This is a genomic window from Paracoccus alkenifer (assembly GCF_900108405.1).
Lineage (GTDB): Bacteria > Pseudomonadota > Alphaproteobacteria > Rhodobacterales > Rhodobacteraceae > Paracoccus > Paracoccus alkenifer.
On sequence record NZ_FNXG01000001.1, the window covers coordinates 209,579 to 229,337 of the forward strand.

The 19,759-nt window shown below is 62.3% G+C and carries 20 protein-coding genes; 9 read left to right on the plus strand and 11 right to left on the minus strand.

All coding sequences use genetic code 11. The features are described 5' to 3' along the window. Positions 1–126: 126 nt before the first annotated feature. From BLW83_RS15355 to BLW83_RS01045, 4 genes are all read left to right on the plus strand, one after another. On the plus strand, positions 127–1,032 hold the full coding sequence (locus BLW83_RS15355; RefSeq protein ID WP_143042703.1) for a hypothetical protein: 906 nt from the start codon (positions 127–129) through the stop codon (positions 1,030–1,032). Beyond that, positions 1,032–1,577 (plus strand): hypothetical protein, encoded by a 546-nt coding sequence (locus tag BLW83_RS15360; protein ID WP_143042704.1) that lies wholly within the window; start codon positions 1,032–1,034, stop codon positions 1,575–1,577. Before BLW83_RS15355 ends, BLW83_RS15360 begins: the two co-directional genes overlap by 1 nt. Before the next feature lie 155 nt (positions 1,578–1,732). Continuing rightward, positions 1,733–3,445, plus strand: coding sequence for an Eco57I restriction-modification methylase domain-containing protein (locus BLW83_RS01040; protein ID WP_090844605.1), 1,713 nt, complete (start codon positions 1,733–1,735; stop codon positions 3,443–3,445). Next, entirely contained in the window at positions 3,442–4,179 is a 738-nt protein-coding gene (locus BLW83_RS01045; RefSeq protein ID WP_090844609.1) for a PaeR7I family type II restriction endonuclease, read from the plus strand. The genes BLW83_RS01040 and BLW83_RS01045 overlap by 4 nt, the downstream gene beginning before the upstream one ends. Before the next feature lie 167 nt (positions 4,180–4,346). On the opposite strand, the gene BLW83_RS15365 is transcribed toward BLW83_RS01045, so the two are convergent. Beyond that, positions 4,347–5,009 carry a cell wall-binding protein gene (locus tag BLW83_RS15365; RefSeq protein ID WP_143042705.1) on the minus strand — a complete coding sequence of 221 codons (663 nt, stop codon included), beginning with the start codon at positions 5,007–5,009 and terminating at the stop codon, positions 4,347–4,349. A 2-nt stretch (positions 5,010–5,011) separates the two neighbouring features. Further along, a complete protein-coding gene (locus BLW83_RS15370) occupies positions 5,012–5,617 on the minus strand; it encodes a hypothetical protein (RefSeq protein WP_143042706.1) in 606 nt (201 codons plus the stop codon). A gap of 498 nt (positions 5,618–6,115) precedes the next feature. Here BLW83_RS15370 and BLW83_RS01050 point away from each other — a divergent pair, with 498 nt between their 5' ends. Further along, a complete protein-coding gene (locus BLW83_RS01050; protein ID WP_090844612.1) occupies positions 6,116–6,637 on the plus strand; it encodes an antirestriction protein ArdA in 522 nt (173 codons plus the stop codon). A 1-nt stretch (position 6,638) separates the two neighbouring features. Continuing rightward, positions 6,639–6,905: a hypothetical protein gene (locus tag BLW83_RS01055; RefSeq protein ID WP_245728563.1), complete on the plus strand. Its 267-nt coding sequence runs from the start codon at positions 6,639–6,641 to the stop codon at positions 6,903–6,905. 39 nt (positions 6,906–6,944) lie between these two features. Here the strand turns inward: BLW83_RS01055 and BLW83_RS01060 are convergent, their stop codons facing one another. From BLW83_RS01060 to BLW83_RS01095, 8 genes are all read right to left on the minus strand, one after another. Continuing rightward, positions 6,945–7,124, minus strand: coding sequence for a hypothetical protein (locus tag BLW83_RS01060; RefSeq protein ID WP_090845813.1), 180 nt, complete (start codon positions 7,122–7,124; stop codon positions 6,945–6,947). 214 nt (positions 7,125–7,338) lie between these two features. Next, on the minus strand, positions 7,339–8,628 hold the full coding sequence (locus tag BLW83_RS01065) for a relaxase/mobilization nuclease domain-containing protein (protein WP_090844618.1): 1,290 nt from the start codon (positions 8,626–8,628) through the stop codon (positions 7,339–7,341). Continuing rightward, complete coding sequence (locus tag BLW83_RS01070; RefSeq protein ID WP_090844621.1) at positions 8,625–9,047, minus strand: hypothetical protein; 423 nt, start codon at positions 9,045–9,047, stop codon at positions 8,625–8,627. Before BLW83_RS01070 ends, BLW83_RS01065 begins: the two co-directional genes overlap by 4 nt. 332 nt (positions 9,048–9,379) lie before the next feature. Continuing rightward, the gene (locus BLW83_RS01075) at positions 9,380–10,507 is read right to left on the minus strand and encodes a site-specific DNA-methyltransferase (protein WP_090844624.1); all 1,128 of its coding nucleotides are present in this window, start codon (positions 10,505–10,507) and stop codon (positions 9,380–9,382) included. A 90-nt stretch (positions 10,508–10,597) separates the two neighbouring features. Then, on the minus strand, positions 10,598–11,236 hold the full coding sequence (locus BLW83_RS01080) for a ribonuclease HII (protein WP_090844627.1): 639 nt from the start codon (positions 11,234–11,236) through the stop codon (positions 10,598–10,600). 145 nt (positions 11,237–11,381) lie between these two features. Continuing rightward, positions 11,382–12,296: a bifunctional allantoicase/(S)-ureidoglycine aminohydrolase gene (locus BLW83_RS01085; protein WP_090844631.1), complete on the minus strand. Its 915-nt coding sequence runs from the start codon at positions 12,294–12,296 to the stop codon at positions 11,382–11,384. A 120-nt stretch (positions 12,297–12,416) separates the two neighbouring features. Beyond that, a complete protein-coding gene (gene puuE / locus BLW83_RS01090; RefSeq protein WP_177172451.1) occupies positions 12,417–13,823 on the minus strand; it encodes an allantoinase PuuE in 1,407 nt (468 codons plus the stop codon). A gap of 96 nt (positions 13,824–13,919) precedes the next feature. Beyond that, the gene (locus BLW83_RS01095; protein WP_090844634.1) at positions 13,920–15,143 is read right to left on the minus strand and encodes an MFS transporter; all 1,224 of its coding nucleotides are present in this window, start codon (positions 15,141–15,143) and stop codon (positions 13,920–13,922) included. A gap of 267 nt (positions 15,144–15,410) precedes the next feature. Between BLW83_RS01095 and BLW83_RS01100 the strand changes: the two genes are divergently transcribed. After that, entirely contained in the window at positions 15,411–16,202 is a 792-nt protein-coding gene (locus BLW83_RS01100) for a GntR family transcriptional regulator (protein ID WP_177172452.1), read from the plus strand. Here the strand turns inward: BLW83_RS01100 and BLW83_RS01105 are convergent, their stop codons facing one another. After that, positions 16,203–17,012: an oxepin-CoA hydrolase, alternative type gene (locus BLW83_RS01105; protein WP_090844640.1), complete on the minus strand. Its 810-nt coding sequence runs from the start codon at positions 17,010–17,012 to the stop codon at positions 16,203–16,205. Positions 17,013–17,195: 183 nt separating this feature from the next. Here BLW83_RS01105 and BLW83_RS01110 point away from each other — a divergent pair, with 183 nt between their 5' ends. Beyond that, positions 17,196–18,569 carry a L,D-transpeptidase family protein gene (locus BLW83_RS01110; RefSeq protein WP_090844643.1) on the plus strand — a complete coding sequence of 458 codons (1,374 nt, stop codon included), beginning with the start codon at positions 17,196–17,198 and terminating at the stop codon, positions 18,567–18,569. 566 nt (positions 18,570–19,135) lie between these two features. Then, complete coding sequence (locus BLW83_RS15375) at positions 19,136–19,738, plus strand: extensin-like domain-containing protein (protein ID WP_143042707.1); 603 nt, start codon at positions 19,136–19,138, stop codon at positions 19,736–19,738. The last annotated feature ends 21 nt before the right edge of the window (positions 19,739–19,759 follow it).

Consider the following 19,759-nt stretch of genomic DNA (forward strand, 5'->3'; position numbering starts at 1 on the left):
ATCATGATGGAGCAGTGACTGGTGGTCAGGTGATAAGAGGACGCAGCCCCCGCGCTACATCTTGTGCATTGCTTTGTTATCGCTATTTTGTCCTAACTTGCCGGGTTGCGCTGGAAGGAAATATCCGTGAGTAAGATTGGCCTCTACGTCTACCAGTTGGTTTTGAGCCGCACAGACAATTATCAATCTATTCCTTTTTCTAATGTCGGGATTGGTTCGGAGCTGCATGGGTTTCTGCCGCAGTTCATAGCCGGAAAGCAAACAGCACGTCAGAATAATATCATAGAGCGCAGTTGGCGCTTAGCTCCCGCGCGCGACAGTGGACGCGCAAAGCAAGGCATTGTCCACTATGGAACTTATGGATTTACATCCAGCATCATTAACCCGCAGAATAATCAAGTTCTCTACGGCAGAGGTGCCAATGACGTGGAGGAAATTCCTCTATACTATCAATTCTGGGTGCCGGACGCCGGAAACTACGGCTTTGCTGTGCTGCAATCGTTTAGAGAACGATCTTGCGTGACTCAGGTTCTTGGGGAACTGCAAAGAGATTTCAATCAAAGCTATGACCATGTGCGAGTTACGCATCGAAAAATTATGCCGACAGATGATGAAGTTTATCAAGGTTATCCGGTAAAGAAGATAATGCTATCGCGTAAGCGCGTGCCACGAGATAGGGCGGAAATATTAAGAAATCTTCCGGCGGATGAGGCCAATATTGAATTATCATTCTCGGTCACAAGAAATGGCCGCTTTGGGATGTTCCGCGATGTAGCGCCGCAAATTCGTGCTGCACGAGGTGGCGCAGCCATGGTATTTGATGGGATTGAGTTTAACGAAGCGAGTGCGCTCATCAGCATCGGAAACACCTATCGGAAGGTGGGAATAATCGGGCCATCAAATACCGCCGGCGTCATTGATATTACCGATGATGTTCAACTTGGCGCTGATATGCATCCAGAGTTCAACTCTATTTCGGCCATCGCAACCCAGATTATCTCAGATTTCCGCACCCAGTACGGTATGAGCTGATGAAGATTTCACTATCTTCAATAATAATATCACATTGGGACTCACTGAAAGATGTCGGTGAAGAAAAAATTAGTACCCGTGATATATTCATATTCTACGGCATTCCGTTCATCGTGGGTGGCAGTGTTTCTCTAAGCCACGCGGCATTTCCAAAGGAAATTTACAGCGTTTCTATTTCGGTATTTTCCATTTTTTCGGCACTTCTATTTAGCGCGCAGGTTGCTATGTATGGAGTGTTCCGGTCAGATCGAAAAATTCCTTCTGATGTTATCCTTGCGGAGGATGAAAGGAAACGTGTGCAAGACACTAGGCTTCTCTTAAGAGAGGTAAATGCCAATATATCATATTTGATATTTTTATCGTGCTTGTCCGTTACCGTATTTCTAATATTCTTTGCCGCAGAGCTTCCCGCAGGTATAGAGTCCGGGGTTTCAATATTCCTGTACACCCACTTCTTGCTAACCATAGCGATGGTTCTAAAGAGAGCGCATGAAATATTTGACGCGGAATATGCAAAGCCAATACGGTTCGATGATAACGGATAAGGCTTATGTCACTCGGCCCCCGCACTCAACACCTGTGATGTACGCGATTTTAATGGGGATAGCGTTATGCTACATCTAGCTCGCGCTGGAAGAGCTTGCACTATCCATGCTATCAATAACACTATGTTCCTGAATTGTTCAACAGAGGATCGACCATGACCGTATCGCTTGCTTTGCAGCCCGCCTTCGGCGGCCTGTGTCCGGTGACACAGGCAGTTGAGGAGTTGGCAACAGGCGGCGGCATCGAAGAGCGCGGCGCGATCTTCACCAAGCGTGAAGTGGTTGAGTTCATTCTTGATCTGACAGGCTACACCGAAAGCGCGCCGCTGACAAAATTCCGGCTACTTGAGCCATCTTTCGGTAACGGTGACTTCCTGCTGCCTGCCATCAACCGCCTGCTTGCCGCTGCTGCGCGTGATGGCCAGCTAACCTTTGAAGCGCTTGCCCCCGCTATCTGCGCCGTCGAGTTGCACCGTACTACTTTCGAAGCTACCCGCGCCCTGCTAACGCAAACGCTGATAAAAGGTGGCCTTAGCCGTCAAGAGGCTGCGCGTCTGTGCAGTATCTGGTTAATTCAAGGAGATTTTCTGCTTGCCAACTTGCCAAATGAGTTCACGCATGTTGTCGGCAACCCGCCATATGTACGGCAGGAGAGTGTTCCCGCTGCATTGATAAACGAGTACCGGAAGCGCTTCCAGACAATCTATGATCGTGCCGATATATATGTACCCTTTATCGAGCGTTCGTTGACGTTGCTAGCGAGAGGCGGCAGACTTGGCTTTATTTGCGCCGACCGCTGGATGAAAAACAAATACGGCAAAAAGTTACGCAAACTTGTCAGCGAAAATTACGCGCTAACAACATACGTTGATATGTACGGTGTCGATGCTTTTCATGTCGAGGTGAACGCATACCCTGCAATCGCTATCATAGAAAGATCTAGATGTAATAAAACCCGCGTCTTTCCACGCCCTCCGCTTGACGCCCAAACTCTCAAAACTATCGCCGCCGATCTGACAGCTTCTAAGCTTCCAAAGGCAAGCGAGGTACGTGAGATTGAGAACGTAACCGTCGGAGACGAGCCATGGGTTTTGGAATCCTTCGATGAACTTGCCCTTGTTCGCCGACTTGAGGCGCAATTTCCAGCCCTTGAGGATGCTGGCTGCAAGGTCGGTATTGGCGTAGCCACAGGCGCAGATAACGCATTCATTGGCGACTTGGATGCTCTTGATGTTGAGTCATCGCGAAAATTGCCACTCGTGATGACCCGCGATATTCGTAATGGTTACGTAGCGTGGTGCGGCAAAGGAATCATCAATCCGTTTGGCAAGGACGGGAAACTAGTAAATCTCGAAGATTTCCCGAGGCTGAATGCTTACTTGAAAGCTCGAAAAAATCAAATTGCAGGTCGTCATGTTGCGGAAAAAAATCCTCGCAATTGGTACCGAACAATCGACCGCATCTATCCGGAGTTAGCCCGCCGTGAGAAGCTGCTAATTCCAGACATTAAAGGGGATGCTTCTATCGTTTACGAGTGCGGAAAGCTATATCCGCATCACAATCTTTACTATATTATATCGGATGAGTGGGATATACACGCCCTGCAAGCTGTGATGCGTTCTGGGATAGCGCGATTATTCGTAGCGCTTTACTGCACACGCATGCGGGGAGGATACCTTCGCTTTCAGGCGCAGTACCTTCGAAAGATACGGATTCCGAAGTGGTCAGATGTGAGCGAAGACTTGCGCCAACGCTTGGCAGATTACGCCGAGACGAACAACCGTCATGCTCTCAACGAGATTATATCTGAGCTTTACGGGCTTGATCCGCACGAGCTAAAATTGATTGAAGGAAAAATAGAAGAATGAGCCTAGAACTTGCTAATTATGAAGCGCAAGCTCGCGAAGCCGTAAAAATGTTCTGGGGTAATCGAGAGGCTGCGCTTGCCAAGCAAGTCGCGTCCGGAAATCAAGATGCGGGTACACGTGGTGCAGTCACCGCAGGAAAGAACATGGATGGGTTTCTTGCCCTCGCGCAATCCCTTGTATCGGCCAATGGTTTGGCTATGGCAGATATTCATGTGCAACGGCGCGTTTTAACGTTGCCCGGATTTTTCCGGCCTACCAAGTTATGGGATATGCTGGTGATATATCGGGGGCAACTGGTCGCGGCACTTGAGTTTAAATCACAGGTTGGACCCTCTTTCGGCAACAATTTCAACAACAGGTCCGAGGAAGCGATTGGTACTGCGCACGATCTATGGACTGCGTACCGTGAAGGTGCCTTTGGCGAAGATTCGGCGCGTCCCTTCCTAGGTTGGGTGATGCTTGTCGAGGATTGCCCCGCATCACGATCTGCTGTGCGTGATACCGAACCCCATTTCCCGGTGTTCCCGGAGTTTAAGGGGGCGTCTTATTCCACACGGTACGATCTTCTCTGTAAAAAACTTGTTCAGGAAGGACTCTATACTAGCGCAGCCTTCCTCTCATCGCCGCGAACCGCTGCAGGTGACGGGGCCTATACTCACCTAAGTGAGCTTACATCGCTAAAAACGTTCGTAACCGATTTTTCTGCCCATATCGCCGCCGTTGCCGCACGATAAAGCCACAATCCCTTAACCCTTCAACGCCCGCCGCAATGTGCTTTTATCCACACCGAGGCCGCGGGCGATGGCGCGGCGGGTGTGATTGCCTGATGTTATGAGCGCCTGCTCATAGCTGATAGTCCAAAAGATAACGCAAGCAACTCTTTCTTATAAAGTCTCGGCGTCTACAAACACGGCGAGGTCATAATCCGATTGGTACCGGAGTGCCCCACAACCACGAGCTGGCCGCCACCATAAGTGGCGGATATCCAAAAATTATTCTCCGGCACTGCGCGCGCAGTCCAGCTAACACCATCAGGCGAGCTCATGACCCGGTTGGCACCGCTGCTTGCCACGGCCACGAACTGGCCGCCGCCATAGGTGACGGATTGCCAACTATTATTCTCCGGTGCTGCGCGTGCGGTCCAGTTAACGCCATCAAGCGAAGTCATGATCCGGTTGGTGCCGCTGTTTGCCACGGCCACGAACTGGCCGCCACCATAGGTGACGGATTGCCAAAAATTATTTTCCGGCGCTGCGCGCGTAATCCAGTTAACACCATCAAGCGAGGTCATGATCCGGTTGGTGCCGCTGTAACCCACGGCCACGAACTGGCCGCCGCCATAGGTGACGGAGAACCAAAAATTATTCTCCGGCGCAGTGCGTGCGGTCCAGTTAACACCATCAGACGAGGTCATGATCCGGTTGGTGCCGTCGCCCCCCACGGCCACGAACTGGCCGCCGCCATAGGTGACGGAGTACCAACTGTTATTCTCCGGCGCAGTGCGTGCGGTCCAGTTAACACCATCAGACGAGGTCATGATCCGGTTGGTGCCGGTGTAACCCACGGCTACAAACTGGCCTCCGCCATAGGTGACGGATATCCAATCATTTTCTCCGGCGCAGTGCGTGCGGTCCAGTTAACACCATCAGACGAGGTCATGATCCGGTTGGTGCCGTCGCCCCCCACGGCCACGAACTGGCCGCCGCCATAAGTGACGGAGTACCAACTGTTATTCTCCGGCGCGGAGCGGGTCGTCCAGCTTTCAGCGCAACTGGCAGGCGAACCCGACGAGGTTGGCGGGGTTAACGCCACCCATCGACCGCCCGCGCAAGCCTGCATAATTCTATGGTCGCTGTTATAGATGATTGTTCCATTCGGCCGCGTCAGGCTAGGACACGGTACCCCGTCGCACATCGCAGTGGGCGAAAGATTGCAATCAGCATAGGTCGCCGTAGCCGGCACAATAGAAATCAATAATGTCAAAGATAGTTTGATGAATAACCCATACCCATAAACCCCATATTTTTTACGCATTGTAGCGATAGGGCGAGCAATCGATGCATGACCGCGAAGAGTAAGCAGATATAACGCCAACATGTAGAACTTAATCATTAAATCACTTTCGTTTTGTGGAAAAACAGTTGTGCCCCTCATTGCAAGAGGAGGATTCATGAGCAATCCACCAAGCAACCACAGAGTCGCAGGCAAAAGGGAGCCTTTTTGCGCGACTCTCTTAGTATAATATATTCGTGATAGTTTTTCTATTAAGTTATCTATACTTAGAGAAAAATCATATTATGCTTGGCTGTCGTTTATTGGCGATAAACTCGGCAGGGCCACCCCTTGCGAGTCGGGCTGTCGTGAACCAAACCTGCTTACACGGTTTCTGCCTTGCGGCATCCATCCCTTGCGTATGAAGATCACCGGCCAGCCCTTGCAGGGCTGATAGCTGCTTTCCTTTCAAGAGGGGGTCTTACCCCCAGCCGTCAAGACCTGAACGCCCCAAGGGGCGCGTCTGGCGCGTATCCCCATCCTTCCGCGCCTTCGGCTTGTGCAGGACGGGTGATACCCCTCACGCCAGCCGGGTCTTGACCGCATCCCCCCGCTCACCGGCGCGTGCCTCGCTTCGGGTTGCATGTGCAACCCAAAGAAAGACAAAGGGGAAGAAAAGTGAAACAATCAAAAGGTGAAATCAAAATCTATGTTGCCTGTCTGGCGGCCTATAATAATGGCTATCTGCATGGCTCATGGATAGATGCCCATCAGGACGCATACGATCTTTATGCTGAAATCCGCGCCATGCTGGCAACATCACCAGTTGCCGAGGATGCGGAAGAATGGGCTATTCATGACTACGAAGGCTTTGAAGGCGCGCGCCTGTCCGAGTATATGGGCATGGAAGAGGTGGCGGAACTGGCCGCGTTCATTGCCGAACATGGCGAGGTTGGCGGGAAGCTGGTCGAGTATTTCGGTAATCTGAACGATGCGCGCAAAGCCATCGCGGAAAGCTATGCAGGGCAATATCGTTCGCTGGCCGATTTTGCCGAGGAACTGACCGAAGAAACCGGAAGTGTTCCCGACAACCTGCACTATTACATCGACTATGACCGCATGGCGCGTGATCTGGAAATCAACGATGTTTTCGTGATTCAGACCAGTTTCGAGCAAGTGCATGTTTTCTGGAATCACTGATATGACGCCAGAAACTCACAATATCACATGGCGCGGCCTTGCCGTCGAAATCACCTTCACGCCGGAGAAATTCGGGGTGGTCGATCACATCGAACTGCGCAGCGGGGGCAAAACCCCGCTGCCAGTCACAGAAACGGGCTATCGGTCGCAGTTCATCCATGCGGGAACCGTGGCCGAGGCAGGCGGCGCGGCGGCTTATGTCATCGCATGGCTTGAGCATGAGGCCAAATGCACAGGCTGGAACAGCGTGCAGCTATCCTTGTTCTAGGGAAAATTTGCGGCTGGCCAAGCGGCCAGCCGCATAGCGTTACGGCGCAGGCGGGCGTATCGCCAGTTCATCTTCGATGATGCGCATCGTTGCCAGCGCTTCGCGCTGTTGCTGCGAGCCGCGCGGCGCAGCGGTAAAGGCGATAAATGCCTCTTTGCGCAGTCCGTATAACTCAGGCGTAGCAAGCGCAGCCGCCTCAAATCTTGAGATAAGTTTCATGTCAGCCTCCTTTGGCTTCAAGGAGACCCCGAACCATTCGGAGCCTTTCGGCCCCGTCCCCACATCATCGGCCATAGAAAGCACGGATGATTCGGGATGACGCAGGAGCGTCACAGGAGGACTGAACAGGAAACGCTATCGGAGATTTACGGCGGCGCTGCGCATAGTAGAATGATCGGGTTGCAAGAGGCAGGATTCTGGTCTTGCGCGGCAATCACAGGTCGAATCCGCGCCTGCGCCGTGAACGCTGCGCCCGTTCGCGCTTGCGGTCAGGGGCATGATCGGGCGCGTGCCGATCATGCTGCATGTAATGCGCCACATCCTCACGCAACCGCATGAGTTCCTGTTGCGCAGCTTGCCGCTGCGCCTGAATATCGCGCTGTACCACCTGCCGCTCTTCGATCTGGCGCGTAACCAGCACATCTTTTTCGGTACGATCACGGCGCAGCGCGTCCAGCGCTTCGCGTTCGTTTTCTGCCTTCAACTTGGCGTAGCGCCCCGTGATGCGGTGCCAGATACCCGAAACGCCCTTGGGCAGGCGTTCGGCGCGGCGGCGGGTTTCGGCCTGCCAGCGCTGTTCTTGCGATTCGGTCAGTGCTTTGCGCTCTTGCTGGTGCCGCCCGGTGATTTCCGCCTTGCGGAAGTCAATCTGCAACGACCGCCGCGCCGCATTCCGTTCGGCTTCCTTAATGAACTCTTGCAGCTTGGCCGTCATGCCCGCCGCGATTTCGGCCTTTACCTCGTCCATGGGGCGCAATTCCTGCGCATCGCCCAGCTTAGCGGCAACGTCCCTTGCTTTCACGCCGCTATAGCGGGCGATTGCATAGGTTTCACCGCGATAATCGACCGCGACAAAGCCGCGCCGATCACCACGGGCAAGCCAGAATCCGCGCTCTTTCAGCGCCTGTTCAAAGGCCGCGCGGCTGTCCGATGCCTGCCATACCGCCTGAAAGACCGCCTTTAGCTCTTTGGGATCAACACCCGCCCGCCGCGCCTGTTGCCATTCTTCGCGCGTGAAGCCCAGCGGATCACGCAAACGCCGATCTTCCAGACCGCGCGGCATCGCCCAGCCGTGTTCAAGGTATAGCTGGCGGGACACATCCCGCAGCTTGGTCTTGTAATGGGACAGGTTGATTGCCCGCATCCTGTCCGCGTCGATCCGCGACCAGACGGCATGAGCATGTCTCCGCCCGTCCTTTTCATGAAAGACAATGGCGCGGGGCTGGCCTGCCAGCCCCAGCTTGTTCTCAACCTGTTCAATCGCCCGTTCAAAATCATCTATGCTGGGATTCGCCCCCGCAGGCGGGTTGAAACTCATCGAGAACAAATGATTTTTGCAGCGCGTACCGCGCGCAACCGCATCCGCTTCATGGAAGGCTTCCAGCAGGTCATCGCTAATGAAGCCCCGCACGTCATGCAGTTCAACATGATCGTTATCGCGCATCGTCATAAGGTAGCGGGCGAGTTGCGGGGCGTTTCCGCGCTCTTTGGCTTTCAGGATCATGGTGACTGCCCCGGCATCTTGCCGAGCGCGGCCATGAGCGCAGCCCGGATTTCAGCGATATCGCGGCAGGCTTCACGCAGATCGGACTCGGTTTCCGGCGTGACGGGCAGCGAGCCGGTATGCGCGGCCTTGGCAAGCTGGTTCAGGTTCGAGGACAGGCGCGACTGGCCGAGCGCCCCCAGCACCCGCCCCAAGGCTTCCTTGTCCTTGACCGGGCTGTTGCCGCGCCGCTTGCGCGGTGCGACATCATCGCCGAACAAACACTCACGGATATAGACGGACAGGGGCTTATCGCCCCGCTGCGCATCCAGCCGCGCCCGCTCTTCATAGGTCAGGCGCAGCGAAAACGGCGGCGGATACTTCGGCTTCGCCGCCTCATCCTTTGCTATCGCATTGAAATCATAGCGTAAAATTGTCATGTTCGCACCTCGGACGTGTTGCGTCCAAATGTGCGAAATGCTGCTCCCAACGCTCTAGTTCGTCGAAAAGGGAGTTCAAAGTTTCTCCCTCAAGCTGCACCAGATAGCCCGGGCTGACGCCCGGTCTGCCTCTGGCGGGGATATTTTCACAAGAAAGAAAGTCGCCAGCCGAAAAACAGGTGCGACGGGCGGCCGTGCAGGATCGCGCGTGTCGAGGCCGCGCAGTGACAAGGCGCAATCATGAAAAGACCCCGCCGGGCGGACCCGGGCGGGGCAAGTTGCGTCCCGCAGCGCAAGCTTGCGCCGCGTTGCGGGACACCGGCGAAACCGGATCAGCGCGCCTCGGCCAGCTCGGCCCGGATCTGCTGACGCAGGATGTCGATCGGGATCATCTGCCCGTCGCGGCGGAAATGCCAATAGGTCCAGCCGTTGCAGGACGGAGCGCCCTCAAGCGCCGCGCCGACCTGGTGGATCGAGCCGCGCACGTCGCGCCCGATCAGCGAGCCGTCGGCGCGCACCCGCGCGGTGTGGCGGGTGTTGACGGATACCAGTTCCTCGCCCGGGCGCAGCATCCCGCGCTCGACCACCTGGCCAAAGGGCACGCGGGGTTCCGCGCGCTTGCTGGTGGTGGTGGCCAGCGCGCTGGCGTCAAGACGGCGGACGCGGGACAGGCGGCGCTCGGCCACCTCGCGGTAAGCGGCCTCGCGTTCGATCCCGATCCAGTCGCGGCCCAGCATCTTGGCGACCGCGCCGGTGGTGCCGGTGCCGAAGAACGGGTCCAGCACCACGTCGCCGGGGTTGGTCGTGCCCACCAGCACCCGGTGCAGCAGGCTTTCGGGTTTCTGGGTCGGATGCGCCTTGGCCCCGGCCGCATCCTTGAGCCGCTCGCCCCCGGTGCAGATCGGCAGCGTCCAGTCCGAGCGCATCTGGATGCCCTCGTTGAGGCTTTTCAGCGCCTCGTAGTTGAAGGTGTATTTGGCGCCCTCGGTTTTCGAGGCCCAGATCAGCGTCTCATGCGCGTTGGTCAGGCGCTTGCCGCGGAAATTCGGCATCGGGTTCGATTTGCGCCACACCACGTCGTTGAGGATCCAGAACCCCTGGTTCTGCAACTCGGCGCCAACGCGGAAGACGTTGTGATAGCTGCCGATCACCCAGATCGCGCCGTTCGGTTTCAGCAGCCGGCGGGCGGCGGCCAGCCAGTCCTGCGTGAAACGGTCATAGGCGGCAAAGCTGCCGAACTGGTCCCAGGCGTCGTCCACCGCATCCACGCGGCTGTTGTCGGGCCGGTGCAGATCGCCGCGCAGTTGCAGGTTATAGGGGGGGTCGGCAAAGATCAGGTCCACCGAGCCCTCGGGCAGGGAATTCATCACCTCGATACAGTCACCGGCAAGGATGCTGTTGATCGGCAAGGCGGATTCGATGCGCGCGGTGCCGCGCGGCTTGGCGTGTGTCGTTGTCATCTCTGCTCTCAACCCGGCGGCGTTCGGTGCCGCTCATCTGTTGGATCCAAGATGAGTCACAGGTGATTCGCCGTCAATTCTTATTTTGAATCAGTCGGTTGAGTTTCTGGCTGGACACAATATCTTGTGGATCGCCGCAAATCCCATCCTATGGAGCGGGGTGGGCCCCAGTTCCGCCAGCGCCCGGCGATGGGAAGCGGTCGGATAACCCATGTTCCGGTCCCAGCCATAGCCGGGGTGCTGTTGCGCCAAATCCACCATGATCCGGTCGCGCGTCACCTTGGCGATGATCGAGGCCGCCGCGATCGACAGGCTTTTCGCGTCGCCGCCGACGATGGCGCGGGCGGGCAGATCCAGCGCCGCGGGGATGCGGTTGCCGTCCACCAGCACCACGCAGGGGCGCGATTTCAGCGCCGCCACCGCCCGGCACATCGCCAGGTGGCTGGCGTGATAGATGTTGAGCTGCGCGATTTCCTCGACGCTGGCATGGGCCACCGCCCAGTCGGCGCAGGCCATGATCCGCGCGGCCAGCCGCTCGCGCCCGGCCGGGGTCAGTTTCTTGGAATCGTCCAGCCCGTCGGGGATGCCGCTCGCCGGCAGGATCACCGCCGCCGCCGTCACCGGTCCGGCCAGCGGCCCGCGCCCGACCTCATCAACGCCGCAGACCAGAATCGCGCCTTGGGCCATGCAGGCGTGTTCATGGGCAAGATTGGGGCGGTCGGGTTTCATGCCGCCCCCTTAGCCTGTGGCCGGCGCCGCCGCCAGACTGCCGCGCCGTGCCTGCGTCGCGGCCGCAGGGGTATTTGGGCCAGAAAGAAGCGACGGGAGTTTCTTTCTGGTGAAAATACCCATGCGAGGGCGCAACCAGACCAAGCTATCCCGCCCGGCCCGACCCATGCGTTCCGAACCACAGCGGCGCGTGCCGGTTCACGTCCTTGTATAGCAGATAGCGGAACCGCCCCGGCCCGCCCGCATAGCAGGCTTGCGGGCAAAAGGCGCGCAGCCACATGAAATCGCCCGGCCCCACCTCGACCCAGTCGCGGTTCAGGCGATAGACGGCCTTGCCCTCCAACACGAACAGCCCGTGTTCCATCACATGGGTTTCCGCAAAGGGGATCGAGCCGCCGGGCTGGAATGTCACCAGCGTGATATGCATGTCGTGGCGCAGGTCGGCCGGATCCATAAAGCGGGTGGTGGCCCAGGCCCCTTCGGTATCGGGCATGGGCGAGGGCACGATGTCCTGTTCCTGCGCGATGATCGGATCGGGGGGCGTCACCCCGGCCGCCGGCTGCCAGCGCTTGCGCCACCAGTGAAAGCCGGTATTGCCGGGGGTGGCGTTACGCAGCGACCAGTCGGTGCCCGGGGGCACATAGGCAAAGCCGCCGGGTGTCAGCCGATGCGCGACACCGGCAATGGTCACGTCCAACTCGCCGCCGGTGACGAAGATCGCGGACTGCACCTCGGGATCATCTTCGGGCGCATCGCAGCCGCCGCCCTCGGCCAGCTCGACCACATACTGGCTGAAGGTCTCGGCAAAGCCCGACAGCGGCCGGGCCAGCATCCACATGCGCATCCCCGTCCAGCCCGGCAGAAAGCTGGTCACGATGTCGCGCATGACGCTGCGCGGGATCACCGCATAGGCGTCGGTAAACACCGCCGTGTCGGTGGTCAGCCCGGTCTGCGGCGGCAGCCCCGCCACGGGGCCGGCATATTGCGCCGGCTGCCGCGCCGGAGCTTCTTCGCCGAGGATGGGGGCGGGGTCGCCCTGCGGGGTGGTCTCGTCGATCATCTGCTCACTCTCGTTCCCTGTGTCCCGGCCAGAGGATGTTCCACACCAAGGCCGCGCCCGTTCTTCATCACCCAAATATCCCGGGGGAGGCCCGGGACGGGCCGGGGGCAGCGCCCCCTTTTACTCCAGCGCCGATTGCAGCCGCAGCTCCGCGATGCGCATCACCTGGCGTTCGGCCTCGGCGCGCTCGGCGCTGCTGTCGTTTTCCAGCCGCCGCGCCATCGCCGCCATGATCCCCGGCTTGTCGTGGTCGCGCACCGCGATGATAAAGGGAAAACCGTGGCGCGCGACGTAAGCCGCGTTCAGGCGGGTGAACTCGGCGCGCTCGGCGTCGGTCAGCGCGTCCAGCCCGGCGCTGGCCTGTTCGGCGGTCGAATCCGCGGTCAGGCGCTTTGCCGCCGCCAGCTTGCCGGCAAGGTCGGGGTGGGCGCGCAGCACCGCCAGCCGCTCATCATCGCCGGCGGCGCGGAACACCTGCGCCATGGCGCAGGCCAGCCCCGCGGCGCTGTCATGGGCGGCGCCCAGCTCGCCATCCCAGCAGCGTTCCGCGACCCAGGGGGAGTGTTCATAGATGCCGCCGAAACGGTCCACGAAAGCAGTGCGGTCCAATGCCGAAGGGCGCTCGGCCGCGCGATACGGATGCTCGGCGGCCCAGTGGCGCGCGATGTCCAGACGCGTGGCGAACCACACGCCCTCATGCGCGCGGACGTGGCCAAGGAACCGCCGCAGCGCCTCGGCCCGGCCCGGGCGACCCGCCAGCCGGCAATGCAGCCCGATCGACAGCATTCGCGCCCGGCCCTCGCCCCCTTCGCGCCACAGGCAGTCGAAGCTGTCGCGCAGATAGGTAAAGAAATCCTCGCCCGTGCCGAAGCCGCCGTTGGCAAAGCGCATGTCGTTGGCGTCCAGCGTATAGGGCACGATCAGCTGCGGGCGGCCATCATGAAGATGCCAGAACGGCAGCTCGTCGGCGTAGCTGTCGGCAAGATATTCAAACCCGCCCTCTTCGCAGCCCAGCGCCACCGTGTTCATGGACGCGCGGCCTTGATAGAACCCCAGCGGGCGGGCGCCGGTGACCTGCGCGTGCAGGGCGACGGCGCGGGCGATGTGCTCGGCCTCGACCTCGCGCGGGACGTCCTTGTAGTCGATCCATTTCAGCCCGTGGGTGGCCATTTCCCAGCCGGCATCCACCATGGCGCTTGTCTGTTCGGGGCTGCGCGCCAATGCGGTCGCGACCCCGTAGCAGGTGACCGGCAGGCCCGACAGCAGCCGGTGAAGCCGCCAGAACCCGGCCCGCGCGCCGTAATCATAGATGGTTTCCATGTTCCAGTGCCGCTGCCCGGGCCAGGGCTGGGCGCCGGTGATTTCCGACAGGAACGCCTCGGACGCCGCATCGCCGTGCTCGATCGAGTTCTCGCCGCCCTCTTCGTAGTTGACGACGATCTGCACCGCGATACGCGCGCCCCCGGGCCAGCGCGGATCGGGCGGGTTTTCCCCGTAGCCTCGCATGTCGCGGCTATAGCGCATCATCGGCGGTTCCTCCTTGGTCCTGCGGCGTGCAGGGTCATGCGCGCAGCCCGGCTTGTCCAGAGGCCGGGCGGCGGATTTCCGGCAGGCGGCAAGCGCTCAGACGCGGACCAGTTCGCGCTCTTTGGGCAGAAATGCGGTCAGCAGCCCCAGCGCCGGCAGCACCGAGCAGATCAGGAACACAAAGCGGATCCCCTGCGCATCGGCCACCTGCCCCAGCACCGCCGCGGCGATGCCCCCCATGCCAAAGGCAAAGCCAAAGAACAGCCCCGCAATCAGCCCGGTGCGGCCCGGCACCAGTTCCTGCGCGAACACCACGATCGCCGGCGCGGCCGAGGCCATGATGCCCCCCACCAGCACCGTCAGCACCGCCGTCGCCGCCAGCCCGACATGCGGCATCAGCAGCGAAAACGGCAGCACGCCGAGGATCGAGAACCAGATCACCCGCCGCGTGCCGACGCGGTCGCCGGCGATGCCGCCCAGCATCACGCCGGCGGCGGCGCCGAACAGCAGCAGGAACAGCATGATCTGGGCGCCCTGCGCCCCCATCCCGAACTTGTCGATCAGGAAAAACGTGTAATAGCTGGTCAGGCTGGCCATGTAGAACGCCTTGGTCATCGACAGCACCGCCAGCACGGTGATCGCCATGACGATGCGCCGTTGCGCCAGCGGCGGCCCCTGCATGATGCGCAGGGCACCTGCCTTGCGGCGGCCTTCGGCCCAGCGGCCCACCTGCCACAGCACGCCCGCACCGCCCAGTGCGATCAGCCCCAGCCAGCCCAGCACCGGCCGCCCCAGCGGCACCACCAGGAACGCCGCCAGTAGTGGCCCCAGCGCCTGCCCGCCGTTGCCGCCCAGCTGGAACAGCGACTGCGCGGTGCCGAAACGCCCGCCCGAGGCGGTGCGCGCCACCCGCGAGCTTTCGGGGTGAAAGATCGACGAGCCCAGCCCGATCAGCATCGCCCCCGTCAGCAGCATCGCATAGCTGCCCGCCTGCGCCAGCGTCAGCACGCCGACAAAGCTGCACAGCATCCCCACCGCCAGCGACCGCGGCATCGGGTGGCGGTCGGTGACCATCCCCACCACCGGCTGCAACAGCGACGCCGTGACCTGAAAGGCGAAAGTCATCAGCCCGATCTGCGCATAGCTCAGCGAAAATTCGTCCTTGAGCAGCGGATAGATCGCCGACAGCAGCGATTGCAGGATGTCGTTGACCATGTGGCACAGGCTGATCGCGATCAGCACCGGCCAGGCGGTGCGCGCGGCCGAGGCGGGCGCGACATGAGAGGGCGCGGCGCTGGTCGAAAGATTGCCGGTTGTCATGCTGCCCCTCTTGTCGCGTCCTGATCGGCCGGGAAACAATTCCGGCCCGGTTGCCTGCGCCGACTCACCCCCGGCGCGGAAAAGGTAATTTCCCGCGACAACAGGACGCAGCCGCACACCCAAGTCAACCCGGCAGACGCAGGGCCGGAATTCGCCCCTGGCGAGAGCCGGCGGCCGGATGTTCCACGACCTGCAAACCAGTCCTTATTGTCATGTTCCGATTGAATGGCCGGCGCTCTATGCTCGTCGCGCAAGGATCGGAGCAGCATGTCGAATTTAACTGGGCCGGCGGAAACGGCGACGGGGCGGGCAAGAACCGGCCGCTCTGTCGTCACCTGGGCGGGTATCCGCAGCGTGATCATGGACCGGATCAGCAACGGAACCTATCCTCCGGGATCGCTGATACCAACCGAACAACAATTCGCCGCCGAATTCGGCAGCGCCCGCGCGACGGTCAACCGCGCGTTGACCTCGCTTGCCGAACGCGGGGTCGTGGAACGGCGGCGCCGGGTCGGCACAAGGGTGGTGCTGGGGCTTGAGCCGCCGCCCGGCCGGGTCAGCCTGCCGGTGATCCGCGACATGGTCGAGGAACGGGGCTGGCGCTTTGGCTTCAGCTATCTTGGCCCGGTGGATCATCCCGCGGGCGGCGAGCCGGCCGAGCGGCTGTTTCGCAGCGATCCCGGCGATCTGCGCAAATTCGGCACGCTGTTTTACTGCGACGACCGGCTGTTCGGCGCCGAGCGGCACTGGATCGACACGGCGGCGCTGCCGCAGCTGACCGACACCCTGCTGCGGACCGTCACCGCGAATGAGTGGCTGGCCCACAACGCGCCCCTGACCCAGGTCGAGCGGATCGTGCAGGCCCGCAGCGCGGGCGCGGTGGGGGTCTCGCGGATGCTGCGCTGCCCGGCCGACGCGCCGCTGCTGGTCTATGAAACCACGCTGTGGATGGGCGCGCGCCCGGTCAGCTGGGCGCAGTTCAGCCTGTCGCCCGAGATCCGGATGGACGTGTCGGACTGTGAATGCGGCGCGCCCCTGATCGCGCCTCCGCAACGCTAGTCAGGCTTTCCGCAGCGCGCGGAAATCGGTGGCGCGCTTGCCCAGAAAGGCGGCGATGCCCTCGGCCGCCTCGGCCGAGCCAAGCGCGGCGGCCATCGGCGCCACCTCGGCCGCCAGCTGGCCCCGCATCAACTCGCGCCGCGCGCCGGTCAGCAGCGCCTTGATCGCGGCCTGCGCCTGCGCGGGGCCGCAGGCCAGCCGCGCGGCCAGCGCCTCGGCCTCGGCCAGGGCGCGGCCCGGCTCGGTCACGGTATTGACCGCGCCCAGATCATGCAGGCGCGCGGCGCTGACCGCGCGGCCCAGCAGGCACATCTCGGCCGCAAGCGCGGGCGGCAGCGCGGCCGACAGGCTGCCGGTCAGCCCCCCGTCCGGCACCAGCCCCGCATTGACGTATGAGGCCGCGAACTGCGCGTCGCGCGCCGCCACCACCATGTCGCAGGCCAGCGCCAGCGACAGCCCCGCCCCCGCCGCGCCGCCCTCGACCGCCGCGATCACCGGGCGCGGGCAGTCGAGGATCGCCGCGATCAGCCCTTGCAGCTCTTGAATGGCGGCGCGGCGTCCCGGCTCGTCCATGGTCTGCGCGGCGATCAGCACGTTCAGATCGCCGCCGGCGCAGAAAAACCCGCCGCTTTCATCCTCGGCGCCGGTCACCACCACCGCGCCGATCCGCGGCTCGGCCGCGGCCTGCGCAAGCGCGCGCAGCAACCCGGCCTGAAACCCCGAAGTCAGCGCGTTGCGGCGGCGCGGATTGTCGTTGACCACGACCAGATGCGTGTCCCGGTCGATGATCCTGCATGTCTCGGACGGCATGGGGTTTTCCTTTCTTGCGGTGCCTTGTGCAGCAAGCCAGCACGGCCTCCGCCCGGCAAGCCCGTTGACGCAAGGTCACGTTTTGCCTGCGGCCAGATAAAACATTCTTGAATCGCCGGGGATTGGCAGGCGGCGCCGGTCCTGCGAGTGGTAGCTTCGCGTTACCAGAAGGAACCCGACCGTATGCGCCGCCCGTTTTCCGCGCTTGCCGCCGCGCTGATGCTTGCCCCCGCCCTGCCCGCTGCCCTGCCCGCCGCCCTGACTCTGGCCGCAACATCCGCCCTGCCGGCCGCGGCGCAGGATGCCCGGGTTCACATGACCCTCGCCGATATCGAGGCCGCCAGCTATTCCGGCGCGGGCGACCTGCCGGCGGGCCAGTCGGCGCTGACGGCCAAGCTGCAAATCCTGCTGGACCGGGCGGGAATTTCTCCCGGCGTGGTGGACGGGTTCCGCGGCGGGATGAGCGCCAGCGCCATCCGCGCGTTCCAGCGGATGCACGGCCTGCCCCAGGACGGGCGGCTGAACCCGCATGTCTGGGCGCTGCTGGAACAGCACGCAGGCGCGCCGCTGACCGGCAGCTACACCATCACCGCGCAGGACGCGCAGGGGCTGGTGGACGCGATCCCCGCCGACTACGCCGAAAAGGCGCAGATGGATTCGATGGGCTATACCTCGGTCCAGGAACGGCTGGCCGAGCGTTTTCACATGGACGAGCGGTTTCTGGCGCAGCTGAACCCCGGCGCGGGTTTCGTCCCCGGCGAGGTCATCAACGTCACCATGCCCGGCAAGCCGATCCGCACCAAGGTGCTGCGCATCATCGTGGACAAGACCGGCGGCCGGGTCGCGGCCTATGACGCGACGGGTCGGCTGGTGGCCGATTACCCGGCGACCGTCGGGTCCAGCGCGACGCCTTCGCCCCATGGTTCGCATCTGGTGCAGGCGGCGGTGATCGACCCGGATTATACCTACAACCCCAACGTCAATTTCAAGCAGGGCGACAACGACAAGGTGCTGCGGATTCCGCCGGGGCCGAACGGGCCGGTGGGGAATGTGTGGATCGACCTGAGCAAGCCGACCTATGGGATCCACGGAACCGCGACACCCTCGCGGCTGTTCGTGAACCAGAGCAACGGCTGCGTGCGGTTGACCAACTGGGATGCGCAGGAACTGGCGGGGATGGTGGTGTCGGGGCAGACGATCGTCGATTTTCTGGACCCCGGCGTCAGCATGGCCGAGGTGACCAACCCGGTCGAGCCGACACCGCTGCCCGACACGGTGGCGGTGCCGCAGCCCCCGGGGCCGCAATCCACGGCGCTGCCTTCGGAGCCGGCCCCGACGCTGCCCCCGACGCTGCCCGCTGCGGGCGGGGCCGAGGCCGCGCTGACCCAAGCCGCGATCTCGCCCGCGCGACCGGTGGCGCGCGGGCTGCGGGGCGCGCCGCAAGGCACGGACCCGCTGGCGGCGGCGCTGAACGAGGCGACCCAGGGGGCGGTGCAGACTGTTCCTTCGACCACCCTGCCCGCTATGCCACCCGCCACGCCGCCGGTCGCGAACTGATGGGCGGGCGGGATACGCGCATGGGGCGGCACCCCGCTGTCGGCGCGCGCGTCCCGCCGCTTTGTCTGGGCCTGAGCCTTGCGCTGGCGCTGGCGTTCCCCGTGCCGCTGCTGTCCCAGCCGGTGCTGCGCCCGCCCCCGACAGGCTCGCAACCGCCTGTGGCCGGGGCTGTGGCGGGCGGGGCTGCCGAAGCCCCCGCACCTGCGCCCGCATCTCGGGCAATCGCCCAGCTTCCACCGCCGCCAAGGCCCGCGGCCGCCCCGGAGCCCGCGTCCGGGTCGCCGCCCGGCAGCGGCCGCCCCGAACGCAAGCCCGAGACCCCGGCATCTGCCCCCGCCGTTGCGAAAGGGGGCGACGACGCCGCCCCGGACGCACCCGCCGCCCCCACCCCGGCCCCCAAAGACGCCGCAACCGGCAAGCCCGCGACTGATTCCGATGCCGCGGATCGCCCGCAAGGCGGGGCGGCCAAGGGCATCGCCTCCGAACCCGCTCCCGCCTCCACCCACGATCCCGGCGCTGCTGCACCAGATGCCGCGCATCCGCCGCAAGACGCCGCCGACCCTGCCATGAGCGCCGCGCCGCTGTATCAGGGCCTGCGGGAAAGCAGGGTCGACCATGCGCTCTGCCGGGTGGGGCTGCGGTTTCTGGGGGTCGAGGCGACCGCCGCGCCCGCCGTCACCGACCCCGACGACCGCGATTGCGGCATCGCCCGCCCGGTCGAGGTCCGCGCGATCCAGCCGGGGCTGGTGCTGGAAAGCCCGGCGCTGATGCGCTGCGAAACGGCGCGCCAGCTGGCGCTGTGGATGCGCGACACGGTGATCCCGGCGGCGCGATGGCTTGAGGGCAGCCCGCGGATCAGCTCGGTGGCGCTGGGCACCTCTTATGCCTGCCGCGGCGTGGTGGGCGGGGCCTCGACGGCCAGGCTGTCCGAACATGCGCTGGGCAACGCGGTCGACATCGCCGGTTTCGGCCTTGCCGACGGCCGGCGGCTAAGCATCGCCCCGCGCGGCGACAGCGGCACCATCGAAATGGCGTTCCAGAACGCGGTGCAGGCCGGCGCGTGCCTGTATTTCACCACCGTGCTGGGGCCGGGCAGCAACGAGGCCCACGACGACCACCTGCATCTGGACATCAAGGCGCGCAGGAACGACTTTCGCCTGTGTCAATAAGCGGTCACGCCGCTTTGCCGC